Consider the following 20,296-nt stretch of genomic DNA (forward strand, 5'->3'; position numbering starts at 1 on the left):
GACTATTGGGACTGTGCAGTGACGCCGTGTTGGTCGCATGGCGTTAATGAAGCGGCAGAGCAAACCGCTGCGTTATCATTACCCGGGATGTTGGCCGTCAAACGGCAGTGGCTGTGAGAGGAGGGCATCGATGACAGGGCAATGGAGGAGAGAGGCCCTGAGAGATAAAAAAGGCTTCCTGCGGGAAGCCTTTGTGCGTGATGCAAGCGCTAAACTACAGCACCATCGCCGCCAGCCAGCCGAAAGCAATCAGTGGCAGGTTGTAGTGAATAAAGGTCGGAACCACGGTTTCCCAGATGTGTTCGTGCTGACCATCTGCATTCAGGCCTGATGTCGGGCCTAACGTGGAGTCTGATGCCGGTGAACCTGCATCACCCAGTGCGGCTGCGGTACCCACCAGGGCAATGGTTGCCATAGGCGAGAAGCCGAACGCGATACACAGCGGAACGTAGATAGTGGCAATAATCGGAATGGTTGAAAACGACGAGCCGATACCCATGGTCACCAGCAGACCGACAACCAGCATCAGCAGTGCCGCGAGTGGTTTGTTGTCGCCGATACTGGTCGACAGAGCCTGAACCAAATCTTCCACGCCGCCGGTTGCTTTCATTACTGCGGCAAAACCTGCCGCTGCAATCATGATAAAACCGATCATCGCCATCATGTGCACGCCTTGAGTGAAGACGTCGTGCGTCTCTTTCCAGGCAATCACGCCACCAAAGGTGAACACCATAAATCCGGCCAGAGCGCCGATGATCATTGAACCGGTTGCCAGTTGTACGGCAAGCGCAACCACGATACCAACGCCGGCGACAGCAATGTGCATTTTATTGATTGCGGTGGTTTCCTGGCTGATGGTCGTCAGTTCGGTTTCCTGGTATACACGTGGCTTACGGTAAGAGAAGAACATCGCAACCAGCAGGCCGAATACCATGCCCAGGCCTGGCAGCAGCATAGCCATAGGTATCTGGCTTGCCGTGACATGCTCAAGGCCGTTATCACGCAGGTTTTTCAGCAGGATGTTATTGAGGAAAATGCCGCCAAAGCCAACCGGCAGTACCATGTAAGGCGTGATCAGACCAAAGGTCAGCACACAGGCAATCAGACGACGGTCGATACCCAGTTTGGCAAATACGCTCAACAGAGGCGGAATAAGAATTGGAATGAAAGCGATATGCACCGGGATCAGGTTTTGCGATGACATTGCCATCAGCAGCAGAGCGAACACAATCGCGTACTTCATTCCGGTCGACGCGGCCATGCTATGACGACCATGAATACGTTTAATGACGCTTTGTGCGAGTAAATCGGTGACGCCCGATTTAGAAATAGCCACGGCAAAAGTGCCCAGCATTGCGTAGCTGAGTGCGATGGTCGCACCGCCACCCAGGCCGCTTTCAAACGCTGCCACCGTACTATTGAGATCCATGCCGGAAACCAGGCCGCCAACGATGGCACTAAACGTCAGGGCAACCACGACGTTTACGCGCATCAGCGCCAGGATCAGCATGACACAGACAGAAATAACTACAGGATTCATATACTTCTCGGTCAATAATGCAAAAATTAATTATTATTCAAGTTCATTGTCATCGTCGCCCAACGGCCAGCCGCCAAGGGCTTTCCATTTGTTGACGATGCCGCAGAATAGCTCCGCGGTTTGTTGTGTGTCGTAAAGCGCTGAATGGGCTTCACGGTTGTCAAATTCCATCCCTGCGACTTTGCAGGCTTTAGCCAGTACTGTCTGACCGTAAGCCAATCCGCTTAATGCCGCGGTGTCAAAGGTTGCAAAGGGGTGGAACGGAACTCGTTTAAGCTTGCAGCGTTCGCTGGCTGCCATCACAAAGCCGTGATCAAAAGCGGCGTTATGCGCGACGATAATCGCGCGGCTGCAATCGGCCGCTTTCTGCTCTTTGCGCACTTGTTTGTAGATCTCTTTAAGGGCGTGTTCTTCGCTCACCGCACCGCGCAGCGGACTGAAAGGATCACGAATACCATTAAATTCCAGCGCGGCTTTTTCCAGGTTGGCACCTTCAAAAGGCTCGACATGAAAATGGATGGTAGAAGCCGGGTGAAGGTCACCGTTTTCATCCATACTTAACGTCACCGCACAGATCTCCAGCAGTGCATCGGTGTGTGGGTTAAATCCTGCGGTCTCGACATCGATAACCACCGGGAAATAGCCACGAAAACGTTTTTTCAAGGTCAGAGCTTCATTTGTATCCGTCATGTGATCCCTAGCTTATGTGATAGGGGCAGCATTATTGCAGATTCTCCCAGTAAGAAAAACCAACACAGCGGATTAAAACGCAATTAATTGATGCCCGATGCGAGCCTGATAGCACAAAGGGATCGAATCCGTTTCCTGTGCGAGAAAAACAGCAGTCAAAGCCTGAGCGGTATGGCGGACGCGGCTATTTTGCACATTAAAAATTAAGGATTGGCGAGCTTTTTGCATCCTAGTACTAAGAAACAGTGCAGTGGCAAAATACCGTCATTGCCACGCAGCAGGAAAAGAGAAGTAAGTCCTTATGAATAAATGGGTTGTATCAAGTCTGGTGACGGTCAGTGTCTGTAGCGCTATGTCTGCAGCGGCAATGGAAAAACGCTATGTGGCAAAACCGGAACAGTCAAGCTGGCAGATGCTGACCAACACTCCACTCGAGTGTCAGCTGGTGCACCCGATTCCCAATTACGGCGATGCGGTGTTTACGGCTCACGCCAGTAAAAAAATGAACCTCGACTTTGAACTGAAAATGCGTCGTCCGATGGGCGAAACGCGGGATGTCAGCCTGATTTCCATGCCGCCGGCCTGGCGGCCGGGGGAAAGTGCCGACCGCATCACCAACATTCAGTTTTTCAAGCAGTTTGATGGTTATATTGGTGGACAGACTGCCTGGACTCTGCTCAGCGAACTGGAGCAGGGGCGTTATCCGACTTTCAGCTATCAGGATTGGCAGAGTCGCAATCAGCGCATTGAAGTGGCGTTGTCTTCGGTGTTGTTCCAGCCACAGTATAATGTCTTTAGTGACTGTATCGCCAACCTGCTGCCATACAGCTTTGAAGACATTTCGTTCACCATTCTGCATTACGACCGGGGTGACAGCATTGAGCTCAATAAAGCCTCGCAGAAACGTCTGGCGCAGATTGCCGAGTACATTCGTTACAATCAGGACATCGATCTGGTTCTGGTGTCGACCTATACCGATTCCGAGCTGGGTAAAGGAGAAAGCCAGAGCCTGTCTGAGAAGCGCGCTGAATCGCTGCAGAATTACTTCCAGTCTCTGGGGTTGTCTGCGGACCGAATCCAGGTTCAGGGTTATGGCAAACGTCGTCCTGTTGCCGACAACGCCTCACCAATCGGTAGAGACAAAAACCGTCGGGTAGTCATTTCTCTCGGCCGCACTCAGGTCTGAGACCGCAGCCTGGAAAGTGGTCATGACTGAGGGGCTGATTGGTCAGCCCTGTTTATGCCGGCTCATTTGTTTCACAAAATGAGTTTCGACGGAATGAGTTAAGGCGCACTTAGTTAAGACGCAATTCGTTAAGACGCAGTTAGCTCAGACGCAATTAGTTCAGACGGAACTTGGCAATCAGGTTGCAACTGGAGGCGCTGTCGATGTCTTTAACCAATTTCGCTAACTCTGGATTCGGGTGGCGTTTCATAAATTCTATCAGGGCTTTTTTGCAGCAGCCCAATGAATCGACGAAGGCTTCACAGCTTGGATTTTGGCATTGCGGGATCAGCGTCAGCACCCGCTCTGATGCCAGCTCCAGATACTTGAGCTCATACTGATCATCGCCGACCGTGCGCCAGAAACTGGCCATGTTGTGACAGGAGATGACGGAGATCAGCAGGCGATCTTCCATTTCAACGTCATAGCGGGTACCGATACGATCGCTTAAGGTCAGGGCCTGCTGGTAGTGCAGGATACCACGCAGATGATCGGCTTGCTGCATGGCGATATCGGCCAGTAATGTGTGTTGCTCCCACTCTTTGATTGTCATGAATGATTCTCCTCATCAACCAACATAACACGGATTAATACAATCTAAATGATAATTATTATCATGTAAACCATGTATATTGCAGGGAGATAAAACAAAACCGCCACTCGGGCGGTTTTGTTGACAGACAAATTAGCGGCGGATAGCCGCACAATCAGCCTTCCAGGCCAGCATTGGCTTGCTTGTTCTGGATCAGCTCAATCATGTAGCCGTCCGGATCTTTAACGAACGCAATATGGGTGCTGCCGCCTTTTACCGGACCTGGTTCACGTGTAACGTTGCCGCCCGCTGCTGTGATCGCTTCACAGGTTGCGTAGATGTCATCTGCGCCGATCGCGATATGGCCGAATGCGTTACCCAGCTCGTACTCTTCCACACCCCAGTTGTAAGTCAGCTCGATAACAGCGGCTTCTGACTCATCGCCGTAACCTACGAACGCCAGAGTGTATTTGTATTCGGTATTTTCGTTTTTACGCAGCAGTTTCATACCCATAACCTGAGTGTAAAACTCAATTGAACGATCAAGATCGCCAACGCGTAGCATGGTATGAAGAATACGGTTGTTTGACATAATGGACTCCTAGCTTTCCGGGTAAACTTTCTCTTTGAATTCGCACAGGTCTTCAATAATGCAACTGCCACAACGTGGCTTGCGTGCTACGCAAGTGTAGCGGCCGTGCAATATCAGCCAGTGGTGTACATCGAGTTTGAACTCCTTCGGAACAACTTTCAGCAGTTTGTGCTCAACGTCATCCACCGTTTTGCCCATGGCAAATTTAGTACGGTTCGAAACTCGAAAAATATGGGTGTCGACGGCAATCGTCGGCCAGCCAAATGCCGTGTTGAGCACCACATTGGCGGTTTTGCGTCCGACACCCGGCAGGGCTTCCAGTGCTTCGCGGTTTTCCGGCACTTCACCCTGATGTTGATCGAGCAGAATACGACAGGTTTTAATGACGTTTTCTGCTTTGGAGTTAAACAGACCTATGGTCTTGATATAGTCTTTGACGCCATCCACGCCGAGGTCCCACATGGCCTGCGGAGTATTGGCCACCGCATACAGCTTATCGGTGGCTTTATTGACACTCACGTCAGTCGCCTGAGCCGACAGCAGCACGGCGATCAGCAGTTCAAACGGTGAGTTCCAGTTAAGCTCGGTCTGCGGATTGGGGTTGTTGTCTCTCAGTCGCTGCAGAATTTCGACACGTTTACTGTTATTCATTGTGATGATGGTTTCCTTGACGGGTGCTGTCTGGCATCAGTGCGGTGTTACACATTGGTCACTCGGACACGTTCGATGGCTGGTTTTTCCTGTTTCGGCTGACGCTCAGCAATTTTTTTATCGATGATGTTTTTTGCCGCAATCAGCAGACCGACACCGATAAACGCACCGGGCGGTAACAAGGCCAGCAAAAAGCTGTTATCGAAATGGAAAATCTCGATGCGCAGGGCTTTTGCCCAGTCGCCCAGCAGCAGGTCAGCGCCGTCAAACAGGGTACCCTGACCGATCACTTCGCGCAGCGTACCCAGAACCACCAGAACCGAGGTCATGCCCAGTCCCATCCAGAATCCGTCCTGGGCTGAAGGCAGTACATTATTTTTTGACGCGAAGGCTTCAGCTCGGCCGATAATGATACAGTTGGTGACGATGAGCGGGATAAAGATACCCAGTGACAGATACAGGCCATGAGCATAGGCGTTCATCAACAGTTGAACACAGGTTACCAAGGACGCAATGATCATCACGAAGACCGGGATACGAACCTCTTTCGGCACATAATCACGCACCAGCGAGACGGTCACGTTTGAGCCAACCAGCACCAGCAGGGTCGCAATGCCTAGTCCCAGCGCGTTAGTCACGGTTGAAGAGACCGCCAGCAGCGGACACAAGCCCAGTAGCTGCACCAGCGCCGGGTTGTTATTCCACATGCCATTTTTGATCAGAGTTTTATGATCACTCATCGTCTTATTCTCCGCAGTTTAATGGTTGCGCCTGAATCTGAGCACGATTCTGATTGACGAACTGTACGGTCTGTTTCACGGCTTTAACCACAGCCCGCGGTGTAATGGTCGCGCCGGTGAACTGGTCAAACTGGCCGCCGTCTTTACGTACGCGCCAGTCAGCCTGATTATCGGCGGTGACTTTTTTCCCGCTGAAGTTGAGAATCCAGTCGGTAATACGCAGATCAATTTTGTCACCGAGGCCCGGAGTCTCCTGATGTGCCAGTACACGGGTTCCGGTTATGGTGCCGTCATTCTGGATACCAACGATAATTTTAATCGCACCGTTATAGCCGTCCGGAGCGATGGACTCAATCGCCAGCGCGGTTGGTTGACCATTGCGGCTGGCCAGGTAAACCGGCATTGCCTGATCGGTTCCGAGCAGCGGATCGCGGACCAGGGTACAGGCCTGAGACAGTTCATTATCATGCAGGCGCTTGGGTACCACCTGATTCAGAACCGACAGTAACTGGGCATTTTCCTGCGCTTTAATCTGATCCTGGGTCAGATAGCTGGTCAAGGCTACTACGCCAGTTGATGCACAGGCAAAGGCTGCCAGGATCAGGCCATTTTTGCGAATTGCAGATAACATAGTGCGCTTCCTTAATGTCCGTAGGTACGTGGTTTGCTGTAGTAGTCGATCAGCGGCACGCACATGTTGGCCAGTAATACTGCGAATGCGACACCGTCAGGGAAACCGCCCCAACTGCGGATAATAAATACCATCACGCCGATAAAGGCACCGTAAATCAGGCGACCTCTGGTGGTGGTTGACGCCGTCACCGGGTCGGTAGCAATGAAAAACGCACCGAGCATGGTTGCACCGGATAACATATGCATCATAGGTGATGCCGTCGTGCCGGGTGCCAGCAACATCATCAATACGCTGGCCACCAGCAGGCCACCAAGGTAAGAAAAAGGAATATGCCAGTTGATGACTCTGAGTTTCAGCAGCGCCAGGCCGCCGGCCAGATACGCCAGGTTGACCCATTCCCAGCCCACACCGGCCAGGCCGCTGAACTGAGGTTGCGCCATCGCTTCTGCCATTGTGTGTCCGGCTCGCAGCGACGTTTTCAGCGAATCAAGCGGTGTGGCCATGGTGACGCCGTCAATGCCGGTCCGGATCTGCTGCAGCGACAGGCCGTCAACATTAAAACCGGTAAAGATCAGAGAGAACGAGTTGAGCAGAGATACAGGTTCCGCCGTCAGTTCACCCGGAGCCAGCCAACTGGTCATCTGAACCGGAAACGAGATCAGCAGGACCACGTAAGCAACCATGGCCGGGTTAAACGGGTTCTGCCCTAGGCCGCCGTACAAGTGCTTACCGATCAGAATCGCAAAAATCAGGCCTATCACCACTATCCACCAAGGGGATAAGGGCGGAATCGCAACCGCCAACAGCCAGGCCGTGACGACAGCGCTGTAGTCACGCAGTGCAAATGAGGCCGGTCGCTTGCGCAGCAGCATCACCCCGGCTTCGAGCAACAGGGCAATGATGATGGCAAAAGTCAGTTGAATCAGGGTACCAAAACCAAAGAAATAACTTTGCGCCAGTAAACCTGGCAGAGCGCACAGGGCAACCCATTTCATCATATCAGCGGTGCTACGCTTAACACGCGCATGTGGGGAGCTGGCAATAAAAAAGCCCACTAGTTATTCTCCTCAGAATTCGGTTCACTATTTTGTGCCTGTTGAGCTGCTTTACGCGCTTTGGCACGGGCAATGGCGGCGGCGACGGCGGCCTTTTTCGGATCCTCTTCAGCGAGGTCCGATTCGGGCTTAGTGTCAGTCGCTTCTTGCGCCTGCTGGGCTGCTTTACGCGCTTTGGCGCGGGCGATGGCAGCGGTGACCGCGGCCTTTTTCGGATCCTCTTCAGCGCTGTCCGATTCTGGCTCAGCGTCAGTCGCTTCTTGCGCCTGCTGGGCTGCTTTACGCGCTTTGGCGCGGGCGATGGCCGCGGCGACAGCGGCTTTCTTCGGATCCTCTTCAGCGCTGTCCGATTCTGGCTCAGCGTCAGTCGCTTCTTGCGCCTGCTGGGCTGCTTTACGCGCTTTGGCGCGGGCGATGGCCGCGGCGACAGCGGCTTTCTTCGGATCCTCTTCAGCGCTGTCCGATTCTGGCTCAGCGTCAGTCGCTTCTTGCGCCTGCTGGGCTGCTTTACGCGCTTTGGCGCGGGCGATGGCAGCAGCGACAGCGGCCTTTTTCGGATCCTCTTCAGCGCTGTCCGATTCTGGCTCAGCGTCAGTCGCTTCTTGCGCCTGCTGGGCTGCTTTACGTGCTTTGGCGCGGGCAATGGCCGCAGCGACCGCGGCTTGCTTCGGATCCTGCTCGGCGCTGTCTGCTTCAGGCTGCGTTTCACTGACTTCGTCAGCAGCTTGCGCTTTACGTGCTTTGGCGCGGGCAATGGCCGCAGCGACCGCGGCTTGCTTCGGATCCTGCTCGGCGCTGTCTGTTGCAGGCTGCGTTTCACTGACTTCGTCGGCGGCTTGCGCTTTGCGTGCTTTGGCGCGGGCAATGGCCGCGGCAACCGCATCTTGTTTATCGCTGCGCTCTGCACTGCTGTCTGTATCCGAAGCTTTTTCAGCTTTACGCTCTCTGGCCTGGCGTTTGCGCTCTTCACGCAGCTTGGCCATTTCAGAGTTGTCCGGTTCGGCCGCGCCAGCTTTGGCAGCTTCAGCCTGCTTGGCTTTCGCTTTGGCAATTGCAGCGGCGACCGCAGGTTTGACCGGTGCCTCTTCACTGCTGCTTGCCTGGGCTTTCTGCGCTTTCACCCGGGCAATAGCGGCGGCGATAGCATCATCACCACCGCTGGCTTTCATCTCTGTGCGACGCTCATCAGCAGCTTTCTTAAAGCGGTTTTCCCGCTCAGCTTTTTCGCGTTCCATACGCGCGTTTTTCTCTTCAAAACGCTGTTTAGCACGTTCGGCGGCTTCGGCCTCACGCTGGCGGGTTTTGATCTCCGCTTTGGACTGACGATAGTACTGTACCAGCGGAATTTCACTCGGGCAGACGTAGGCACAGGCACCACATTCGATACAGTCTTTGATATTGAGCTCTTCGCACTTGTCGTACTCTTCCGCTTTGGAGTGCCAGTACAACTGCTGCGGCAACAAGGACGCCGGACAAGCATCAGCACACTGACCACAACGGATACAGGCCATCTCATAGGACTGCTCGGGGATTTCTCTCCGGGTCGGCGCCAGAATACAGTTGGCGATCTTGACGATCGGCACATCAGCGTGCGGCAGGGTGAAGCCCATCATGGAGCCGCCCAGGATCAGGCGCGGCAGCTTTTTATCCGGCTGATAACCAAACTCTTCCAATAGCGCACGAATCGGCGTACCCAGACGTACCCAGACATTGCGTGGCTGTTTAAATGAGTTACCGGTTAAGGTGACGACACGGCTGATCAGCGGCTCGCCGTCAATCACCGCACGTTTAATCGCATGGATAGAACCGACGTTCTGTACGATGACACCGATATCAGCGGAGTGCTTTCCGGCCGGGACTTCCTGGTTGGTCAGCAGCTTAATCAGCTGTTTGGCGCCACCGGAAGGGTATTTGGTCGGGATGGCGCGAATCACAATATCTTTGCCTTGTGCCGCTTGTTCCAGGGCACGAATCGCTTCCGGCTTATTATCTTCTACGCCGATAATGGTCAGCTTAGGCTGCAGGATGTGTTCGACCACACCAATACCGGCAATGATTTCCTCGGCATGTTCGCGCATCAGGGCATCATCGGCGGTAATGTAAGGTTCACATTCGGCGGCGTTGACGATCAGCATCTCGACCCGTGACAGGCCGGAGTGGATTTTTTTCGCAGTCGGGAAACCCGCACCGCCGAGACCGGCAATACCTGAGTTGCGGATGATTTCGATCAGCGCTTCCGGACTGGATTGGGTGTAGTCAGCCACAGGGTGGCGTTGGCACCAGGTGTCTTCGCCATCCGGCTCAATCACCACGCACAACTCGCTCAGACCGGACGGATGGGCAACGGTGCGTGGTTCAATGGCACTGACCACGCCGGATGTCGGTGCATGGACCGGCAACATAAAGGTGGTAGAAAATGTGGTGAGCGGCTGGCCTTTAAGCACTTTATCGCCGACTTTGACCTGCAGATCACCCGGTTTACCGATGTGCTGTTTGACCGGCAACACCAGCTCCTTGCTCAGACTGGCTTCAACCAGTGGCGTTTTGGTCGATTGGTGTTTGTTTTCCGGCGGATGAATGCCTCCAGGGAAATCCCACAGGTAACCGCTGCGAATTTGTTCGATTAATGACAACATACCCGTCCTTAACTCACCTTATTGTGCGAACTGCCTGACACATTATTTTCATCCGCAGCAGAGTCAGTCACATTAACAACAGGAATGGCGTTCATTTGCCACTTCCAGGTTTCCGTAGTGGTGGCTACGGGAATCATTTCAATACAATCGGTCGGGCAGGGCGCGACACACAGATCGCAGCCGGTACATTCACTTTCGATCACGGTATGCAGTGCTTTGTTGCCGCCAACGATCGCATCGACCGGACAGGCCTGAATGCATTTGGTACAGCCGATACACATGTCTTCATGAATAAAGGCAACGGTTTTGACGTTTTCGCTCAGATCGTGGGCCGACTCGGGTACATCGACCCCCATCAAATCAGCCAGTTTTTCAATCGTGGCCTGGCCGCCCGGAGGGCATTTGTTGACAGCATCGCCATTGGCGATCGCTTCGGCGTACGGGCGGCAACCCGGGTAGCCGCACTGGCCACACTGAGTTTGCGGCAGAATAGAGTCTATCTGGTCAACAATCGGGTCCGCCTCGACCTTAAAGCGGATTGAGGCAAAACCGAGAATAGCTCCGAACAGCGCAGCGAGCGCGGCAAGCGCTAAAACAGCGATTAAAATAGTTGTCATTACAATTTCACCAGACCGGTAAAGCCCATAAAGGCCAGTGACATTAATCCGGCCGTGATCATGGCAATCGAAGCACCTTTGAATGGCGCTGGGACATCGGCCACATGGATACGTTCACGCATCGAGGCAAACAGGATAAGAACCAGTGAGAAGCCAACCGCGGCACCAAAACCGTAAATGATCGACTGGATGAAATTATGGTTCTCATTGATGTTAAGCAGCGCCACGCCGAGCACGGCACAGTTGGTGGTAATCAGCGGCAGGAAGATACCCAGTAAGCGATACAGGGTCGGGCTGGTTTTATGCACCACCATTTCAGTGAACTGCACCACCACGGCGATCACCAGGATAAAGCTCATGGTGCGCAGGTATTCAATGCCGAGCGGACGCAGGATATAACTTTCCACCAGGTATGAGCACACTGAGGCCAGAGTCAGGACGAACGTGGTCGCCAACCCCATGCCAATTGCGGTTTCCAGTTTCTTCGACACGCCCATGAAAGGACACAAGCCCAGAAATTTTACCAGTACAAAGTTGTTTACCAGCACAGTGCCGACCAACAACAAAAGATATTCGGTCATAATATTATAAGTTTGCAACTCCGATCCCGATATTATCCAGCTTTGTTTCGCTAATAACAACCAAGGAAAGTTAAGGTTTTAGATTGCTGAACAAAAATTATACGCAATCGGGGCGGGTTGGCTCAACCCAGATGCATAGCTAGGGTCGGGAAGTCGGAGGTGCCTGATAAGCGAGGCTGATGGTGTGGGTGAGATAAAGGTGCCGACCGAGGGTAGCGAGGTCTTTCTGTCAACATTCGCTAACAAAATCGTGGCCTAGCAAGCTCGCTTGTGCCGCCATCCGGGATGTAACTTCAGGCCGTTTTTTGTTACATTACGCGCTCCTTTACGCTCAGAGCCTGCATTTTTGTGAGAAATACCCGCCGGCAACTCGGGTGGACAGTGAAGCTGTTTGTTTTTTCTGCCCTGTTGTCAGTCGCCCTGCTTTATACCGCACCTATTGTGTCGCAATGGGTAATGACGCATGACGCCGGTTTGCCCAGTCAGACCCAGGCGCAGCATAGTCATATGCACGCGTCGGCCGAGCAGAGTGGAATGCAAGCCGTCCGCGATGATAACTCGTTGCTGCATCATTGGTGTGGCTACTGTAAGTTACTGTCGCATCTGAGCTGGTATAGTCAGAGCGACGCCTCTCTGAGCGTGGCGGATGCAGTTAATACCCTTCATATCCTCTTTCCCTATGCAGTTAATGTTAACCGCTGGGTGCTGGACCATCTCCAATCGCGCGCACCGCCTTTTTTCTCTGCCTGAAGCATAACTATCATTAAATCAGCAAGAGAAAGTCACTATGAAAGGTAATCAATCGCAAGATTCTCGCCTGGGAATCATTGCGCTCATTAAAAGGCTCCATTTTTACATCGGGTTGTTCGTTGGCCCGTTTATTTTCGTCGCGGCCCTGACCGGCACACTGTACGTGGTCTCGCCGCAGATTGAGCAGCAGCTCTATCAGCATGCTCTGACCACCACGTCGCACGGTGAGGCGCATTCGTTACAGCAACAGATCGAGGTTGCGCGCCAGTCACTAGAGCGCCCGCTCAAACTGACCGCTGTGCGGCCCGCGACAGGTGAAGGTTTTACTACCCGGGTGTTGTTTGCCGATCCGGATTATAGCCTGCAGCGCCTGACTGTATTTGTCGATCCGGTTACGCTCGCTGTGCAGGATACGTTGCCGACCTACGGCACCAGTGGCATCCTGCCGTTTATGACCACGCTTGATTTCCTTCATCGTGGGTTGCTGCTCGGCGAAATAGGCCGTATTTACAGTGAGCTGGCGGCATCCTGGATGTGGTTAGCGGCATTGGGCGGCTTACTGCTCTGGTATCGTGCAAAACGCCCGGCGAAGAGCAACAGCAGAAACTCGTACCTGAAAGCCAAGCAGCGTCATCAGAAAGCGGGTTTGATTATTGTGGTCGGATTGGTGTTTTTCTCCGCCACCGGCTTAACCTGGTCAAAATGGGCGGGCAGTAATATTGCCGAATGGCGTAAGAGCATTGGTTGGGTCACGCCGTCACTGAATCGCTCATTACCTGTCGAGGCTGACTCTGCTCTGAGTACACAACCGCAACTGATCGATCAACTGTTTGATCCTGTGCTAGCGCTGGCAAGGAGTGCGGGCATCGAAGCGAGCAAAATTGAGCTGACCCCTTCTTATGACGCTTCTCGCGCCTGGGTAGTGAGTGAGATTGACCGCTCCTGGCCGACCCAGGTCGACAGTGTGTCGGTTGACCCTCAATCGATGACGATTACCAGCCGGGCTAATTTTAGCGATTATCCTTTGATTGCCAAATTGATTCGCTGGGGCATTGATGCGCATATGGGGGTGTTGTTTGGCGTGCCGAACCAAATTGTGCTGGCTGCTTTCGGCCTGACTCTGTGCTTTATGATCGTGATGGGGTACATCATGTGGTGGAAGCGCCGCCCGGCCGTAAACTCTGAGAAAGAAACCATCAGTTATATCTGGTCTCATCTGGCTCCGCTCAGCAAGTTGCTGACCGTGCTGGTGGCGATTGGTTTAGGTCTGGCCCTGCCGGTGCTCGGTTGCAGTCTGTTGCTATTTTTGCTCGTTGACGTGCTGCGCTGGAAAATGATGGCGCAACGCCGTTTGGTGACCAGCTAAGTCCGGCACAGCAAACTGAGTGATGCCAGCGCATGACTCGCTCCCTGGCAGATAAATAAAGAGGAAGGCATATGCTTTCCTCTTTTTTTGTGTTCGGTGGCCGGATGGGCTGGCGCTGACGGCGCAAAATGGCGTGGTGGTATGTCAGACAGGGATGGGGCTGGTTTGGGTGCACGATAACCTCGGGCGTCCGGTGGCGGTGGTGCGTTCACCAAAAGGTTTAGGTACCACCAACTGCGCATTTGGCGGCAAAGAGTTACGCACCCTGTTCATCACTGAGTCGGATACCGGCACCATACTTAAAGTGGAGTTCCCGCCGGAATTGAATATCTCCGGTCATCCGATGTACTCCGGTTATCGTGGTCATTAAAGGCATTAGACTGCGCGTGACCAACACCTCTGAGTTAAACAACAAAAACCTCGCTGGACAGCCTGGCCAGCGAGGTTTTTCTTTTTATGCGACGGGTTGAATTTTTAACGGGCTCTCGTGTCGCTTGCTCAGGCAGAGCGGTGCGACTCAGCCTTGATTGACCTTGTACTTATCGAGTTTGTTGTACAGCGTCTTCAGGCTGATGCCCAATTCTTGCGCTGTTTCGGTTTTGTTACCGCCATTCTCCTCTAGCGTGTTAAAAATCGCAGCCTTTTCTATTTCTTCCAGCGAGACGCCGGAAGGCACCATCTCTTCAAGCGCGGTACCGCTTTCCAGCGGTGGGGTATCAAAGATCAGGTGATCGTCTTTAATGACGTCATCGGCCAGAATAAATGCCCGTTCAATGGTATGTTTGAGTTCGCGCACATTACCCGGCCAGTTGTGCTGGGCAATCTTATCCAGAGCCGAATCGAGAATACTTTTGGTCACTGCCTCGCTGGCATTGCGATGGGCAATAAAATGCTTGGCCAGCCCGACGATATCGTGGCCGCGTTCACGCAGTGGCGGAATATGAATCGGGAAGTGAGCCAGCCGGAAATAGAGATCTTCGCGTAAGTACTGTTGTTCAATCGCCACTTGCGGATCGCGGTTGGTGGCCGCAATCACCCGCACATTGGCAATTTTGACCTGCTGGCTGCCAACCGGGCGGTATTCACCAGTCTCTAACACCCGCAGTAATTTGACCTGATGACTGAGCGGCATTTCTGTGATTTCATCGAGAAATAGGGTTCCGCCCTGTGCCTGTTCAAATACCCCCTGGTGCGCTTTATTTGCTCCGGTGAATGCCCCTTTTTCATGGCCGAATAACTCGCTGTCGACCAGCTCGGTCGCGATCGCACCACAGTTGATGGCAATAAAAGGTTGTTGGTTACGCTCGCTGGCCAGATGAATGGTCTGAGCGACCAGCTCTTTTCCTGAACCACTTTCGCCGACGATAAGCACATTGGCATCGGTTTTGGCGACTCGTCTCAGTGTTCGATACAGCTTATGCATCGGCGTTGAAGAGCCAACTAACATGCCAAACTGGTCGAGAGTGCTGGTCGAAATTGTACTGCCTTTAGCCCATTTCTGCTGATAGTCCTGGCTGAAATCGAGCAGTGTATCGGCAACCACGTTGACATCGACCGGTAAGCGGTAGTGGGAGATAGCACCCAGCTTCATTAAGTTATCGATATGCGGATTGGGGATGCCGGCACTGATGATCACCAGCTCGGTGGTCTGAATAACCTGCGAGCCGGATAAACGCAGTAAATCATCCTGGTCGAAGTGAGTCATTTCGACCACTGCCACATCCGGACTGATCTGTTGTAATTGATCGATCCAGTCCTGACCGGCTGGATTGGATTGCAGCGAAAAGCTGTCCAATACTGCCAAACCAGAAATATTTTCTTTGAGTATTTTGTCTTCGATATGAACAAATAGCGTAGGTAATGGCATGTGTCCGCCTCTGCAATTCACAGCAACAGCTTTGAGCATAACACGAACACCAGAGAGTTATTGTCTTATATTTCAGCACAAGTAAAGAATAAAGTCAGAGTTAGGTGAAGATATCATTAATATTTAATCTGCTCTTGTTTAGCTTTGGCTTAATTACATAAATTCAGAGCTTAAGGGGCAGATAATTTTTTCAAATCTTGCGTGTAAATAATTCAGGTTTTAACCGGGAAAGATTGTGGTGGTTTTAGTGATTCTTATAAATAGCAAATTAAATCAGTTGGTTATGATTTTGGCATGCCAGTTGCCTTAGTGGGAGTGAAGTTAATAAATTTCACTGAACAGAGGAAACGAATAATGAAAAACATCGCACCTAAATTGATATTAGCATCAGTACTCGTGTCTTCTTCTTCTGCTGTTATGGCAGCAGACAATCAATGGAAAGATAAGTCTTATGATGCTTGGCTCGATGGTAAAGCAGAAACGGCCTTACTGTTAAATACTAATCTGAATTCGTTTGATATTAATACCGATGTCGAAAATAAAGTCGTGACCTTAACCGGTCAGGTCAGTAACAGTACCGAGAAAGATCTGGCCGGTGAATTGGTCGCTGGCCTGGAAGGGGTTGAGTCGGTCAATAATGATCTCACAGTGGAAGATCAAGACCAGAGCAGTGACAACCAGGCCCTGGGGGCACTGCAGGACACGAAAATCACCACGTTGGTGAAAACCAAGTTACTAATGAATCGCGATGTAAGCGGCACCGACATCGAAGTGGAAACCAATAACGGAACGGTTGTTCTCAATGGTAGTGTCGATTCCGATGCCGAGCATGATCTAGCCATCAATATCGCCCGCAATACCGACCAGGTCAACGATGTAGTCGATAACCTGGAAGTGACTCAATAACCGCTGATCTTACCCAATGAGGGATAGCGCTAGCTAAAACGAATAACGTTACTTAATAAACCTTACCACTCAGTACTAGGAGTTATCATGATTACACGTTCTGTTATGTACAAAGGATTCGCAACCTTTGGTCTGGTATGTCTGCTGGCCGCCTGTGGCGATGAAGGCCCAATGGAACAGGCTGGCGAGCAGCTTGATGAAGCCGCGACCGACACGCAAAACGCGATTGAAGATAAATGTGAAGACATTAAAGGTGAGCTCAAAGCTGAAGATACCGATTGCTAACATTTCAGCGTTGACAGGGCGGGCAGTGACCGCCCTGTTCTGTGTCTGATCCGCTATATTAATGGTTAATGTGAAATTAATGGTTGATCTGACATTAATGGTTGCCTGAAGTCGTCAACCTTGACCCGCAGAATTAAATATTGACCTGAACTGTGACATGCTGACCTGAAGTCTGTAATGAATGCGCTGTATTGATATTCGGCCTGTGAGCCGTTCCCGATAAGAGGTTTTGACCTGCCAATCCGGGTCTGCCCGCGATAAGACGCAGCCATTACGACACAGCAGCAGGCTTCTGGCCCCTTATATTAATCAGAGGCTTACAATGTTTGTCGTTAAATACTATTGCCTGATTGTGCTGGCCTGTTTCTCTGCTGCATTCCTGATCCCTAACCTTGCGGTCAGTCTTGTTTTAGGCTGGATAGGCCTGTCCGTTTTTCTGGTCGTTCTGGCTTATCTTTTTGACTTACCCTCGATTTTTATGAAGTCCGGTGACGGAAAACTGACCTGGTGGATCCGCTGGGCATTTATTCCGTTTCTGGCGGCGGTCAGGCTGTATAATTACTGTTCGCGCCGCAATGATAAGGTCGCCGCAATCCATCAGATTGCCCCCCACCTGTATGTGTCACGCCGCCTGCTGCGTTCTGATCTGGACGCGCTGCACGCCAATAACATCAACTGTATCGTCGATGTCACCGCCGAATTTGCCGGTCTGGAAAGTGCGATGACAGATAAGCAGTTTGAGTATCTCAGTATTCCGGTTCTCGATCACAAGGCCCCCAAGTATCGCCAGCTGCGCCACGCGCTTAACTGGATCGATACGCAAATAAGCCAGTCACGATCTGTCGTCGTTCACTGTGCTTTGGGGCGCGGCCGATCGGTGTTTGTGGTTGCCGCTTATCTGCTCAGTCAGAATCCCGGTCAGAGTGTCGATCAGGTGCTGCAACAGATCCACTCGGTACGCAGCAGCGCACGCCTTAACCGGCGCCAGGTCAGGGCACTGCAATCTATGCATCAACAAGGGCTGTTGCAGCTTGATGAGCCGGCGTGGATGATCGCCAATCCGGTTTCCGGCGGCGGAAAATGGCAGGCATTCGGTCAGCGTTTGATCCGCGAATTAACCCGCAGTTATCGTTTAAGGTTGCTGTTTACCGAGCCGGATGTCAGTGCGACTGCGCTGGCCCGGCAGGCTTTGCAGCATAATCCCGATCTGATCATTGCCGCAGGTGGTGATGGCACAGTCGGTGAGGTAGCCGGTGAGGTTGATCACTCTGATACCCGCTTGGCAATAGTGCCGTTCGGAACCGCCAACGCTTTGTGCCATGTGCTGTATGGTATCGGCAGTAAAACCGCGCCCATCGACAAGGCTTGTGAAGCTATTTTGTCTGGCAATACCCGCCAGATAGATACCGCTTATTGTAATCAGCAACTGATGCTATTGGTGATGGGGATCGGGTTTGAACAACAGATGATCGAATACGCTCAGCGTGAGGAGAAAAATCAACTGGGGCAACTGGCGTATCTGACCGGCTTCTTTAATGCTGTGATGGCGGATAACCCGATTGAGCTGACTTGCCGCCTTGATGATCAAGCGCCTCAGTCATTACAGGTGCGCAGCTTTGTGGTCGCCAATACCGCGCCGTTTACCACTCTGCTGGCGCAAGGTAACGGAGAGCCTGAGCCGGGGGATGGTCTGTTGCATATTACTTATCTTGAGCAGGCTGATTCGGTGGCGGAGCGTTTACTGGCACTGTCGGATATCACTCTCGCTTCAGTCGGTTTTCAGGATAAAAGCGAACTGTTTAGTTACGCCAGTGCGCGGCGGGTTGAAATTAGCGCCGATAAAAAGATGGATTATGTCGTGGATGGTGAACTGTACAGTGCCGATAAATTGACGATTGAGATCAAGCCCCAGTCGTTACAGGTATGTGTGCCATAACAGCCGTTGCTGTTGCTATTGATGAGGTGGGAACGTGAAAAAATCTCGCCAGGGTAGATGATTACGCTGGCGAGATTTTTTGTTAGCCCCTGGCTTTTTCACTACGACTTGTAGTCAGAGGGACGAAACTGGTAAGTATTTAGCCATTTCGTCATTTTCCATCTGTAACGCGGCGACCCAATAAGAGAGAAAACTCCGAATATCATCGTTTTCGATCGCAGCCAGTTTGTGTTTGAGAAAGGTGACCAGGCTGAGATTAGCCTGGTACATGACCTCGTGACTGGCGAAGGGCGTCACTCTGTTGCCGGACTGTCCGGTATCTGTTTCCCGCCGGTATGACTCAAATGGTGCCAGTTTATCCAGCATCGATTTCTCGACCTGACGAAAGCGGTTGACACTGCGGTCCAGGCTGGAGTGCAAGTTATTATTGGCGAGATTAATACTCGCCATGTAATGGTGGTTTAATTTTTCAATGATATCGGTTATCTCTTGATGATTGTTCATTAAAATAATCATAACGAGTCACTATTAACCATGATCTACGACCAATTCACACTTTGAATTAGTCAATAATCGCTATATTGGCTATTTTCTTCTGACAGGAAATGAGTTCTTCCTGAACCGTGAATAACACTTCTTGTCGATCTCCTGGTTGAGCGTTGCGTAATACGTCGCTCACCTCATTCAATGTTTTTTCTTCAATCATTTGTAGCTGCTTTAAATACATTTTTTCTTTGTCAAAGCTGACATCTTTAACCGTATCCGTATACCACTCACGCGCTTTGATGGCATAGGAGGGAGTATCTTCCTCCTCAACGTCCGAATCAGGCTCCCGGTGCGCTCTCAGTTGCAATGCCGCGTATTCCTTGATGCGGATGATCTCATTCAGCTCTCTTGCCAAGCCTTGGTTATCGATATTGTCGATTGCTTTCGCGTAGATATTATTACCGCTTTCAATCAGGTTGATAATAAAGTCGAGATCTTGATTTTTCATAATGCCTCCACATTCACTCTGATGGTTTTCTGTTCGCAGTGACATTTTTTACTCAATATTTCTGCTTACTATTACTGCTTACTATTACTGCTTACTATTACTGCTTACTATTACTATAAGGCATGTATTGTGCCAGCCTTGGTAAATCATCTGAGGGCGCTATTTTCGGGCCTGAGACCGGTGTTGATTAACAGTTGGCAGTGGGGGATGGAATTTTTTACACGTTTTGCGTTACGTTGACTGAAAATATTACAAGTACTGCTGGATTTACTTGTTTTAAATATCCGTTATTCGGTCATTTTAAACCTGGCATGAATTTGGCTTTGTTTAGGATAAGGCTTATGAGCAATCCATAAGCCGGCAGAAATACTTGGCAGTTTAAGTTGTTATTCAGCTCAACAAGTAGTGATGAAACAGTAAGATTTTGCATTAAGTGGAGGAACTCATGGCAACAGCAAGAAAACAGCAAGATGAACCCCAGGAAAAAATCGAAGACGCTTATCACAAGACAGAAGAGGCGACTCTGGAGGCGGTCGGTCAAATCAAAGAAAAAGTGATGGAGGAGATCGAAGCCGGACAAGAAAGCCTGAGATCAGCCACCGATCAGGCGGGGAATTTTGTCAAAGAACGTCCTCTGCTCAGTGTGGGCTGTGCATTCCTGGCTGGCTGGGCTATCTCAAAGCTCATCAAGTAATCCCA

Annotated in this window: 22 protein-coding genes; 8 read left to right on the forward strand and 14 right to left on the reverse strand. The window is 51.5% G+C overall.

Annotated elements, in window-relative coordinates; translation table 11 throughout:
* Positions 1-214 precede the first annotated feature (214 nt).
* Both J0X00_RS16310 and rnt read right to left on the reverse strand, forming a co-directional pair.
* Complete coding sequence (locus tag J0X00_RS16310) at positions 215-1,540, reverse strand: Na+/H+ antiporter family protein (protein ID WP_136487946.1); 1,326 nt, start codon at positions 1,538-1,540, stop codon at positions 215-217.
* Between the two features lie 33 nt (positions 1,541-1,573).
* Positions 1,574-2,230 (reverse strand): ribonuclease T, encoded by a 657-nt coding sequence (gene rnt, locus J0X00_RS16315; protein WP_282477213.1) that lies wholly within the window; start codon positions 2,228-2,230, stop codon positions 1,574-1,576.
* Between the two features lie 301 nt (positions 2,231-2,531).
* Between rnt and J0X00_RS16320 the strand changes: the two genes are divergently transcribed.
* Positions 2,532-3,416: an OmpA family protein gene (locus tag J0X00_RS16320; RefSeq protein ID WP_136487944.1), complete on the forward strand. Its 885-nt coding sequence runs from the start codon at positions 2,532-2,534 to the stop codon at positions 3,414-3,416.
* Between the two features lie 154 nt (positions 3,417-3,570).
* On the opposite strand, the gene J0X00_RS16325 is transcribed toward J0X00_RS16320, so the two are convergent.
* From J0X00_RS16325 to rsxA, 9 genes are all read right to left on the reverse strand, one after another.
* Positions 3,571-4,008 (reverse strand): DUF2753 family protein, encoded by a 438-nt coding sequence (locus J0X00_RS16325; RefSeq protein ID WP_136487943.1) that lies wholly within the window; start codon positions 4,006-4,008, stop codon positions 3,571-3,573.
* Positions 4,009-4,162: 154 nt separating this feature from the next.
* Entirely contained in the window at positions 4,163-4,579 is a 417-nt protein-coding gene (gene gloA / locus J0X00_RS16330) for a lactoylglutathione lyase (protein ID WP_282477214.1), read from the reverse strand.
* A gap of 9 nt (positions 4,580-4,588) precedes the next feature.
* Positions 4,589-5,230, reverse strand: a complete 642-nt coding sequence (nth, locus tag J0X00_RS16335; protein WP_136487941.1) for an endonuclease III — start codon at positions 5,228-5,230, stop codon at positions 4,589-4,591.
* A 47-nt stretch (positions 5,231-5,277) separates the two neighbouring features.
* Positions 5,278-5,970, reverse strand: a complete 693-nt coding sequence (locus J0X00_RS16340; RefSeq protein ID WP_136487940.1) for an electron transport complex subunit E — start codon at positions 5,968-5,970, stop codon at positions 5,278-5,280.
* A gap of 4 nt (positions 5,971-5,974) precedes the next feature.
* A complete protein-coding gene (gene rsxG / locus J0X00_RS16345) occupies positions 5,975-6,601 on the reverse strand; it encodes an electron transport complex subunit RsxG (protein WP_136487939.1) in 627 nt (208 codons plus the stop codon).
* Between the two features lie 11 nt (positions 6,602-6,612).
* Positions 6,613-7,659: an electron transport complex subunit RsxD gene (gene rsxD / locus J0X00_RS16350; protein ID WP_136487938.1), complete on the reverse strand. Its 1,047-nt coding sequence runs from the start codon at positions 7,657-7,659 to the stop codon at positions 6,613-6,615.
* Positions 7,659-10,295, reverse strand: coding sequence for an electron transport complex subunit RsxC (gene rsxC, locus J0X00_RS16355; protein WP_282477215.1), 2,637 nt, complete (start codon positions 10,293-10,295; stop codon positions 7,659-7,661). The genes rsxD and rsxC overlap by 1 nt, the downstream gene beginning before the upstream one ends.
* Before the next feature lie 8 nt (positions 10,296-10,303).
* A complete protein-coding gene (gene rsxB / locus J0X00_RS16360; protein WP_218562163.1) occupies positions 10,304-10,912 on the reverse strand; it encodes an electron transport complex subunit RsxB in 609 nt (202 codons plus the stop codon).
* The gene (rsxA, locus tag J0X00_RS16365; protein ID WP_136484405.1) at positions 10,912-11,493 is read right to left on the reverse strand and encodes an electron transport complex subunit RsxA; all 582 of its coding nucleotides are present in this window, start codon (positions 11,491-11,493) and stop codon (positions 10,912-10,914) included. The genes rsxB and rsxA overlap by 1 nt, the downstream gene beginning before the upstream one ends.
* Before the next feature lie 381 nt (positions 11,494-11,874).
* On the opposite strand from rsxA, the gene J0X00_RS16370 reads away from it, so the two are divergent.
* The 3 genes from J0X00_RS16370 (at position 11,875) to J0X00_RS16380 (ending at position 13,979) form a co-directional block, all read left to right on the forward strand.
* Positions 11,875-12,243 carry a DUF2946 domain-containing protein gene (locus J0X00_RS16370; RefSeq protein ID WP_168796993.1) on the forward strand — a complete coding sequence of 123 codons (369 nt, stop codon included), beginning with the start codon at positions 11,875-11,877 and terminating at the stop codon, positions 12,241-12,243.
* A 37-nt stretch (positions 12,244-12,280) separates the two neighbouring features.
* Entirely contained in the window at positions 12,281-13,609 is a 1,329-nt protein-coding gene (locus tag J0X00_RS16375; RefSeq protein WP_218562161.1) for a PepSY-associated TM helix domain-containing protein, read from the forward strand.
* A 109-nt stretch (positions 13,610-13,718) separates the two neighbouring features.
* Positions 13,719-13,979, forward strand: coding sequence for an SMP-30/gluconolactonase/LRE family protein (locus J0X00_RS16380; protein ID WP_282478310.1), 261 nt, complete (start codon positions 13,719-13,721; stop codon positions 13,977-13,979).
* A 147-nt stretch (positions 13,980-14,126) separates the two neighbouring features.
* Here J0X00_RS16380 and J0X00_RS16385 read toward each other — a convergent pair whose 3' ends face one another.
* Positions 14,127-15,476, reverse strand: a complete 1,350-nt coding sequence (locus J0X00_RS16385) for a sigma-54 dependent transcriptional regulator (protein ID WP_136484373.1) — start codon at positions 15,474-15,476, stop codon at positions 14,127-14,129.
* A gap of 354 nt (positions 15,477-15,830) precedes the next feature.
* Here J0X00_RS16385 and J0X00_RS16390 point away from each other — a divergent pair, with 354 nt between their 5' ends.
* The 3 genes from J0X00_RS16390 (at position 15,831) to J0X00_RS16400 (ending at position 18,603) form a co-directional block, all read left to right on the forward strand.
* Positions 15,831-16,382 (forward strand): BON domain-containing protein, encoded by a 552-nt coding sequence (locus J0X00_RS16390; protein WP_282477216.1) that lies wholly within the window; start codon positions 15,831-15,833, stop codon positions 16,380-16,382.
* 105 nt (positions 16,383-16,487) lie between these two features.
* A complete protein-coding gene (locus tag J0X00_RS16395; protein ID WP_256612997.1) occupies positions 16,488-16,667 on the forward strand; it encodes a hypothetical protein in 180 nt (59 codons plus the stop codon).
* A 322-nt stretch (positions 16,668-16,989) separates the two neighbouring features.
* Positions 16,990-18,603: a diacylglycerol kinase family protein gene (locus tag J0X00_RS16400; protein ID WP_282477217.1), complete on the forward strand. Its 1,614-nt coding sequence runs from the start codon at positions 16,990-16,992 to the stop codon at positions 18,601-18,603.
* A 114-nt stretch (positions 18,604-18,717) separates the two neighbouring features.
* Here the strand turns inward: J0X00_RS16400 and J0X00_RS16405 are convergent, their stop codons facing one another.
* A complete protein-coding gene (locus J0X00_RS16405; RefSeq protein ID WP_218562153.1) occupies positions 18,718-19,107 on the reverse strand; it encodes a hypothetical protein in 390 nt (129 codons plus the stop codon).
* Positions 19,108-19,165: 58 nt separating this feature from the next.
* Positions 19,166-19,597, reverse strand: coding sequence for a DUF2383 domain-containing protein (locus tag J0X00_RS16410; protein WP_168796992.1), 432 nt, complete (start codon positions 19,595-19,597; stop codon positions 19,166-19,168).
* A 445-nt stretch (positions 19,598-20,042) separates the two neighbouring features.
* Here J0X00_RS16410 and J0X00_RS16415 point away from each other — a divergent pair, with 445 nt between their 5' ends.
* The gene (locus J0X00_RS16415; protein WP_136484367.1) at positions 20,043-20,291 is read left to right on the forward strand and encodes a hypothetical protein; all 249 of its coding nucleotides are present in this window, start codon (positions 20,043-20,045) and stop codon (positions 20,289-20,291) included.
* Positions 20,292-20,296 lie beyond the last annotated feature (5 nt).

The organism is Vibrio sp. ABG19 (assembly GCF_029962385.1).
Taxonomy (GTDB): Bacteria; Pseudomonadota; Gammaproteobacteria; order Enterobacterales; family Vibrionaceae; genus Vibrio; species Vibrio ostreae.